The 8,064-nt window shown below is 65.8% G+C and carries 5 protein-coding genes; 1 reads left to right on the top strand and 4 read right to left on the bottom strand.

The annotated features are described in order from the left end of the window. A partial coding sequence (locus DU475_RS22185; RefSeq protein ID WP_164633344.1) for a sensor histidine kinase occupies positions 1 to 1,127 on the top strand: 1,127 nt, incomplete at its 5' end. A gap of 54 nt (positions 1,128 to 1,181) precedes the next feature. Here the strand turns inward: DU475_RS22185 and DU475_RS22180 are convergent. The 4 genes from DU475_RS22180 to DU475_RS22165 all read right to left on the bottom strand — a co-directional run. Next, positions 1,182 to 2,879: a methyl-accepting chemotaxis protein gene (locus DU475_RS22180; RefSeq protein ID WP_013499854.1), complete on the bottom strand. Its 1,698-nt coding sequence runs from the start codon at positions 2,877 to 2,879 to the stop codon at positions 1,182 to 1,184. 680 nt (positions 2,880 to 3,559) lie between these two features. Continuing rightward, on the bottom strand, positions 3,560 to 6,001 hold the full coding sequence (gyrB, locus tag DU475_RS22175) for a DNA topoisomerase (ATP-hydrolyzing) subunit B (RefSeq protein WP_164633343.1): 2,442 nt from the start codon (positions 5,999 to 6,001) through the stop codon (positions 3,560 to 3,562). A 216-nt stretch (positions 6,002 to 6,217) separates the two neighbouring features. Next, positions 6,218 to 7,357 carry a DNA replication/repair protein RecF gene (gene recF / locus DU475_RS22170; RefSeq protein WP_047308415.1) on the bottom strand — a complete coding sequence of 380 codons (1,140 nt, stop codon included), beginning with the start codon at positions 7,355 to 7,357 and terminating at the stop codon, positions 6,218 to 6,220. A gap of 187 nt (positions 7,358 to 7,544) precedes the next feature. Continuing rightward, the coding region (locus DU475_RS22165; protein ID WP_164633342.1) for a DNA polymerase III subunit beta at positions 7,545 to 8,064 on the bottom strand (520 nt) is incomplete at its 5' end.

Below are 8,064 nucleotides of genomic sequence, written 5' to 3'. Positions count from 1 at the left end.
CGGCTTTCCGGCGTTTGCTCGCGCAGGCGCAGCACCAACGACAGTCGGCCGAAATCCACCTGCGGGTCGGTGATGCCGAGCGCAGCATGCTGCTCACCGGCACTCCGCTCGAATTCGGTGTCGTCCGCGGTGCGGCCATCACCTTCACCGACATCAGCGAGCGCGAGCAGGCCGCCGCGGCCCGCGAGTCGGAGCGGCTGGCACGCGCGATCCTGGCCTCGGCCAACGAAGCGGTGATCGTCTGCGACCGAGCTGGCTGCGTCACCCATCTCAACGGCGCCGCGATGCGGATCTGCGCCGAAGCGCCGGTCGGCAAGACTTTTGCCGAGGCGATTGCGCTGAGCTTTCCGGAAGCGTCCGAGCTGATGAGCAGCGACGACATCGTCACGATGGCGACCGCCGGGCTTCCGGTGCAGGGGCTGGAAGCGGCGGTGCGCACCCCGTCCGCCACCATTACCGACGTGATGATCAGCGCGGCGCCGTTGCTGGTCTCTGGCGAGCGCACCCAGGGCTGCGTCGTCACGCTGGTCGACCTGTCGCAGCGCAAGGCTGCCGAGCGTCATCAGGCGCTGCTGATGGGGGAGCTCGACCATCGGGTCAAGAACACGCTGACCATGGTGATGGCGATCTGCGCCCGCACCGCCGCGCACGAGCGAACCATCGAGGATTTCCAGAAGTCGTTTACCGGACGGATCCAGGCGCTGGCTGCGACCCATACGCTGCTGTCGAACGCCTCATGGCAGAGCCTGCAGATCCGTGACGTGCTCGCCGCCGAACTGGCACCGTTCGCCTCGCTGTCCAGTGGCCGCATCGTCACCGACGGGCTCGACATTGCGGTCGAAGCCAAGACCGCGGTGTCGCTCGGTCTGGTGTTTCACGAACTGACCACCAACGCCGTCAAATACGGCGCGCTGTCGGTGCCGTCGGGCAGGATCTCGGTGCGGCAGGTCGCCGCCGGCGACGATGCGCTCACGATCGAATGGCAGGAGCACGATGGCCCGCCGGTCACGCCGCCGCAAACCTCCGGTTTTGGCCAGACGCTGATCTCGCGCAGCCTCGGCAGCGGTGGCGCCGCGCTGGAATTCCGTTCGGACGGCGTGGTCTGTCGGATCGCGGTGCCGAAGTAAGCGATGATCCGCGGGCAACCGCGCGACTGCGAAGCGCCGTGGTTTCCCGGACGATCAGGCGGCCCTGACCGTCTCCAGAAATCTCGTCACTTCGGTTTTGAGCCTGTCACTGTCCTGCGACAGCGATTTCGCTGCGGACAAAACCTCGTTCGACGCCTCACCAGTTTCTTCGGCGCCGTCGCGGACGTGGCCGATGTTCGAACTGACCTGAGTGGTGCCGTGCGCCGCCATCTGCACGTTGCGGGCGATCTCCTGCGTAGCGGCGCCTTGCTCTTCGACGGCCGATGCGATCGTGGATGCGATCTCGGCCATCCGTCCGATCGTGCCGCTGATGTCCCGGATCGCCGCCACCGATTCGTCAGTCGCGGTCTGAATGCCGGAAATCTGCTGACCGATCTCGCCGGTGGCCCGGGCCGTCTGCTCGGCGAGCGCCTTGACCTCGGATGCGACGACCGCAAAGCCGCGGCCGGCGTCGCCGGCTCTCGCCGCCTCGATCGTGGCGTTGAGCGCCAGCAGATTGGTCTGGCCGGCGATCGTATTGATCAGTTCGACGACGTCGCCGATACGTGCCGCAGCCTTTGACAGGTCTGCAACGCGGTCGTTCGTGAGATGGGCCTGCTCGACCGCCTCCTGGGCGATTCGTGCGGATTCCTGAACTTGCCGGCTGATCTCGTTGACGGAGGATGCCATCTCCTCGGTCGCCGAAGCGACCGACTGAACGTTGGTCGACGCTTCTTCCGCGGCCGACGACACCGCCATCGCAAGCTGACGCGATCGCGTTGCGGTGCCTGTCAGCGAGCCGGCGGAAGCCTCCAGTTCGTTGGCCGACGACGACACCGTCCCGACGATCTCGCCGACCGCCCCCTCGAACTCGGTGGCAAGTCGCATCATCTCGGTCCTGCGCTCCATCTCCGCGCGGGCTTTCGCCTTTTCCTGTTCGCACCTCAGCCGCTCGACCTCCAGGCCATGTTCCTTGAACACCGCCAGCGCCTTGAGGATCTCGCCGATCTCGTCCTGACGATGCGGCTGCGGCGTTTCGGTGGCCAGGTCACCTGCGGCGAGGCGCTGCATCGTCGCGATCGCAGCGCGCAGTGGACGCGCGATCGTCCCGCGCACCACCGCGAAACTGGCGAGCACCGCCAGGAGCGCGACCGCCAGCGTCGCCGCTGCGATCGTCCACAGAGTCTGATAGGCCGCCGCTTCGAAGTCGGCCTTCTTGATGCCGACGTAGAGAATGCCGATCACGTTGCCCCCGGCGTCGACGATCGGATCGTAGGCCGTCATGTACGGCTCACCCAGGATCGCCACCTCGCCGCGGAACGGCTGCCTGTTCTCGAGTACCGTGGTGTAGGCAGGGCCCGGGGCGAGTCTGGTCCCGACGGCACGCGTGCCGTCCGGCTTCATCACATTGGTCGCGACCCGCTGATCGTTCATGAAGATCGTTGCGGTACCCCCCACCAGGGATTTGATCTTGTCGACGGTGGCGAAGTCGTCGTTGAGCACGCGATTCCCCACCGTGAGCTTGTTGTCGGCACGGCTGAATGCGCTGCCGTTCGCCTTCACGGTGTCCCAAGCGACGCGGATGTTGGTCTCGACGCGCTCCCGAGCCGCGTCGGTGGCGGCGTCGGCGAGCACCTTCCAGGCGACGGCGGTGACGGTGACGCCGAGCAGCAGCACGCCGAAAACCGAAAGCAGGATAATGCGGGGAACGAGACCGAGCGACCAGCTATGCGTTCCGTGCGTGGACTTCATGATGTCTCCTTGCACGCCCGGTCGCGCAGCGTCCGTGCGGGCGCAGCGTCGGGCGATCTCAGGCGATGTTCTCGTTGGTTAGCCGGGCTCTTGCCGACCGTCGCGTTTGCGCAGCGACATGCGCAGATGGCTTCACAAATCTGAAACATTCGTTTCACCGAATATAGAAATCCGATGGGCACGATTAGTTAGATTTCAGCTTCCGCGCGAGTTGATCGGCCTAATCCGCAACTGTAACGGGAGCGTCGAGCTGTTCGGGCTTCGCGGGCGTGCCTCTGCCGAGCCGCAGAAAGCGCTTGGATTCAAGGGGCTGACGACAAGAATAGGTGAACCGGCCACCGATGGCCGTGTTGGATTAGTATGCAATCGCATTTTGATGGCGTGGCGCATCGAGCGGCCGGGCTCCAGCGCCTGGTAGAATAGCGAGGTGAGCAATATTGCCGCGGGCGTGAGTGCGGCTCGCCGTGCGACGCAGCCCACTCGGGACATCGCGAGCCGTCAGTGCCTTGCCGGTTGATCGGTCGGGGCCTGCCCGCAAACCCTGGGGGGAGTGCGAAGTCGAGCCATGCGCCGGCCGCAGCGACTGTTTGGCGGAGCCATGCAAATTGATGGCGTCTCTCAGATCGTTCGAAAGGCCGTTTGAACCTTGCGCCGCAGGTCGTGCGTCTGGAAGCCTGCCGCTACACGTCTACTGTCGCGTGCAACGAATTCTCCTGAATGAATTCACGGCGCGGTTCGACGACGTCGCCCATCAGCTTGGTGAAAATGTCGTCGGCCTCGTCGACTTCGCGCACTTTGACCTGCAGCAGCGAGCGGGCGTTGGTGTCGAGCGTGGTCTCCCAGAGCTGACCGGGATTCATCTCGCCGAGGCCTTTGTAGCGTTGCAGCGCCACGCCCTTGCGGCCGGCGTCGGTCACCGCCTCGAACAGGCTGATCGGGCCGTGGATTGCGGTTTCGGCATCCTTGCGACGAAGTACGCCGGGGCGCGGATAGACTTCCTGCAGCACCGCCGCATATTCGTCGAGCTTCCGGGCGTCGGCGGAGCCGAGCAGCGCGTCGTCGATCGCCGCGACTTCCTTGACGCCGCGCACGGTGCGTTCGAACGCGAAGCCCTCGCCTTCGGTGAAGCGGCCGATCCAACCGCGTTCGACTTCGTCAGCCAACGCGTCGAGCCGGCGCGCGATATAGGCGGCCGCCTCGTTGGCGGTGGCGATGTCGGCGGTGACGCGCGGGCTGAGCACGCCGGCGATCGCGGCCTGCTCGACCACGCTACGATTGTAGCGGCTGTGCAGATTGTTGAGTGTGCTGCGGATCGCGCGCGCGTCCTCGACCAGCTTCAGCAGGTCGCGGCGACCGCGCTCCTCGCCGGTGGCCAGCTTGAACACGCAGTCGTCCAACCCGGTGGCGATCAGATAGTCCTCGAGCGCGCGCTCGTCCTTCAGATACTGCTCGGACTTGCCGCGGGTGACTTTGTAGAGCGGCGGCTGCGCGATGTAGAGATAGCCGCCCTCGATCAGCGCCGGCATCTGCCGGAAGAAGAACGTCAGCAGCAGGGTGCGAATATGCGCGCCGTCGACGTCGGCGTCGGTCATCAGGATGATCTTGTGATAGCGCAGCTTGCCGATGTCGAAATCGTCGCGGCCGATGCCGGTGCCGAGCGCGGTGATCAGTGTGCCGATCTGCTCCGAGCTCAGCATCTTGTCGAAGCGCGCGCGTTCGACGTTGAGGATCTTGCCGCGTAGCGGCAGAACGGCCTGGAATTCGCGGTTGCGACCCTGCTTGGCGGAGCCGCCGGCCGAGTCGCCCTCGACGATGAACAGTTCCGATTTCGATGGATCGCGCTCCTGGCAGTCGGCGAGCTTGCCGGGCAGCGAGGCGATGTCGAGCGCGCCCTTGCGCCGCGTCAGCTCGCGCGCTTTTCGCGCGGCTTCGCGGGCCGCTGCGGCTTCGATCACCTTGCCGACGATGGTCTTGGCCTCGCTCGGATGCTCCTCGAACCACGCGGCGAGCGCTTCGTTGAGCACGTTCTCGACCACCGGACGCACTTCCGAGGACACCAGCTTGTCCTTGGTCTGCGACGAGAATTTCGGGTCCGGCACTTTCACCGACAGCACCGCGGTCAGTCCCTCGCGGCAATCGTCGCCGGTCAGCGCCACCTTTTCCTTCTTGGCGTTGTTGTCGGCGTAGCCGGTGAGCTGCCGCGTCAGCGCGGCGCGGAAGCCGGCCAGATGCGTGCCGCCGTCGCGCTGCGGGATGTTGTTGGTGAAGCACAGCACGTTCTCATGATACGTGTCGTTCCACCACAGTGCGGCTTCGACCGCGATGCCATTGAGGTCGGCCGCGACGACGATCGGCGTCGGCACGATCGGCTTCTTGTTGCGGTCGAGATATTTGACGAACTCGGTGACGCCGCCCTCGTAGCGCATCTCTTCGCGCTTCTCGACTGCGTGGCGCAGGTCGGACAGCAGAATGTTGACGCCGGAATTGAGGAAGGCCAGTTCGCGCAGCCGGTGCTCCAGCGTGGCGAAGTTGTATTCGACGTTGGTGAAGGTCTCGGACGAGGCGTAGAATGTCACCTCGGTGCCGCGCCGTCCGCCCGCGTCGCCCACCACGCTGAGCGGCGCCACTGCGTCGCCATGGGCGAATTCGATGTAGTGCTCCTTGCCGTCCCGCCAGACGCGCAGGATCAGCTTGCTCGACAGCGCGTTGACCACCGAGACGCCGACGCCGTGCAGACCACCCGACACCTTGTAGGAGTTCTGGTCGAATTTTCCGCCGGCGTGGAGCTGGGTCATGATGACCTCGGCCGCCGAGATGCCTTCGCCCTTGTGGATGTCGACCGGGATGCCGCGGCCGTCGTCGCGCACCGTCACCGAGCCGTCGGCGTTGAGGATCACTTCGACCGCGCTGGCGTGCCCCGCCAGCGCTTCGTCGATGGCGTTATCGACGACTTCGTACACCATGTGGTGCAGGCCGCTGCCGTCGTCGGTGTCGCCGATATACATGCCCGGCCGTTTGCGGACGGCATCGAGACCCTTCAGCACCCGGATCGATTCCGCGCCATATTCGGCCGGTGCAGGATGCACGGATTCGGCAGAGGGCTGCCGGGCAGGTTCAGTCATGCAGGGACCTTCAGAATTGCGATCGAATCGGCGTGCGCCATTCGCAGCGAAGCGCTCTTTTGTGCCATGAAAGCAGGGGCGTCACCAGCGCAAAGTCGTGGTGTTCAAGCTGTTGAATAGATAGAGATTTTGGCCGCGCTTGCAAGGCTCGCGAGGGCAGGTTCGGCGGCTGCCGTGAAGATCGGCGATGCGGTCGATTCTGCCCTGCCCGGCGGCCTATCCGCGAGCGCTGATCCGGCCGTTGTCGACGTCGAAAATTGCTGCCGCCGGACCGATCTCCGCGAACGCCAAAGGGTCGGCCCCGGTCATCCAGACCTGCGCGCCGAGCCGGCTCAGTTCGCCGAACAGAGCGGCGCGGCGGCCGGGGTCGAGATGCGCCACCACCTCGTCGAGCAGCAGCAGCGGCGTGATCGAGGTGGTCTCGGCGACGAGCTGGGCGTGTGCCAGCACCAGCCCGATCAGGAGGGCCTTCTGTTCGCCGGTCGAAGCCTCGCGCGCCGGCATCGCCTTCGGCGCGTAGATCACCTCGAGGTCGGTCAGGTGCGGGCCGTCGAGCGTTCGGCCGGCGGCGGCGTCGCGGCTGCGGTTGTCGCGCAGCACGGCGCGGTAGCGGTCCTCGACGACGGTTGCCGGTTCGGACGCCAGCGCACTCTCCATCCAGCCGTCCAGCATGATCCTGGCGGATGGGAACGCCGAGGTGGCGCCGCGGGCATCGATCATGGCGGCCAGCTTGGTCGCGGTCTGCCCGCGCTGTGCCGCGACTGCGATCGCCAGTTCCGCGGTTTCGCGCTCGATCGCGTCGAGCCAATGTGAATCCGCGTTGCGGATGTCTTCCAGCAGGCGATTGCGCGACCGCAGGCTGCGATCGAGGGCGGAGACGCGGGCCGAATGTCCGCTGTCGATCGCCAGCACCAGGCGATCGAAGAAGCGCCTGCGTTCCGACGCGGCGCCCATGAACAGTCCGTCCATCGACGGCGTCAGCCACACCATCCGCAGATGATCGCCGAACGCCGCCGCCGAGCCGACCGGTTCGCGGTCAATCCGGCATCGCCGGGTCGTGGCGACATCGCCGCGCTGCGGCTCGATCCCGGTGCCGAGCGTCGCCAGCCCGAGCGCGCCTTCGACCTCGGCCGACACCGCCCAGGAGCCGTCGCCTTCGTGACCGGCGATGTCCTCCAGCCTGGCGCGGCGCAGACCGCGGCCCGGCGACAGCAACGAGACCGCCTCGAGGCAATTGGTCTTGCCGGCCCCGTTCGGCCCGACCAGCACCACCTGGTCGGCGGTCGTGGTCAGCGACGCGGAGCGATAGTTCCGAAAATGCGTCAGCGTCAGGCGTGTGATGCGGGCGGCGATCATGCAATAGCTTGCTTTGGGGGAGTTGCAAGGGACTGCAACTGGCACTGCAGTCACCCTCCGCGAAAGCGGAGGGTCCAGCATCCCAGAGCGTTCGCTGGTACCCAAGACGCTCTGGAATGACGCTCTGGAATACTGGGTCGCCCGGTCAAGCCGGGCGATGATGATGGTGCTATTGAGGCGCCTCGACTTACACCCGCATCGGCATCAGGACGTACAGGGCGCTCTTGGAATCGCGATCCTGGATCAGGGTCGGCGAGCCAGGGTCGGCGAGCCTCAGCACCGCGACCTCGCCCTCGATCTGCGCGGCGATGTCGAGTAGATAACGTGAATTGAAGCCGATATCGAGCGGGTCGGAGGCGTATTCGACCTCGAGTTCTTCGGTCGCGCTGCCGGAATCCGGATTGGTCACCGACAGCACCAGCTTGCCGGCGGACAGCGCCAGTTTCACCGCGCGGCCGCGTTCGGAAGAGATCGTCGAGACGCGGTCGACCGCGGCCTCGAAGTCCTTCTTGTCGACCAGGAGTTCCTTGTCGTTGTTCTGCGGAATCACCCGGCCGTAGTCCGGAAACGTGCCGTCGATCAGCTTGGAGGTCAGCACGACATTTCCGAGCGTGAAGCGGATCTTGCCGGTCGACAACTCGATCCCGATCTCGGCCTCGGTGTCCTCGATCAGCCGCTGCACCTCGCCCACGGTCTTGCGCGGCACG

The sequence above is a fragment of the Rhodopseudomonas sp. WA056 genome, assembly GCF_010906995.1.
Classification (GTDB): domain Bacteria; phylum Pseudomonadota; class Alphaproteobacteria; order Rhizobiales; family Xanthobacteraceae; genus Rhodopseudomonas; species Rhodopseudomonas palustris_G.
The sequence above is the reverse complement of the archived record's forward strand: the minus strand, read 5'-3'. Positions and strand labels throughout refer to the sequence as shown.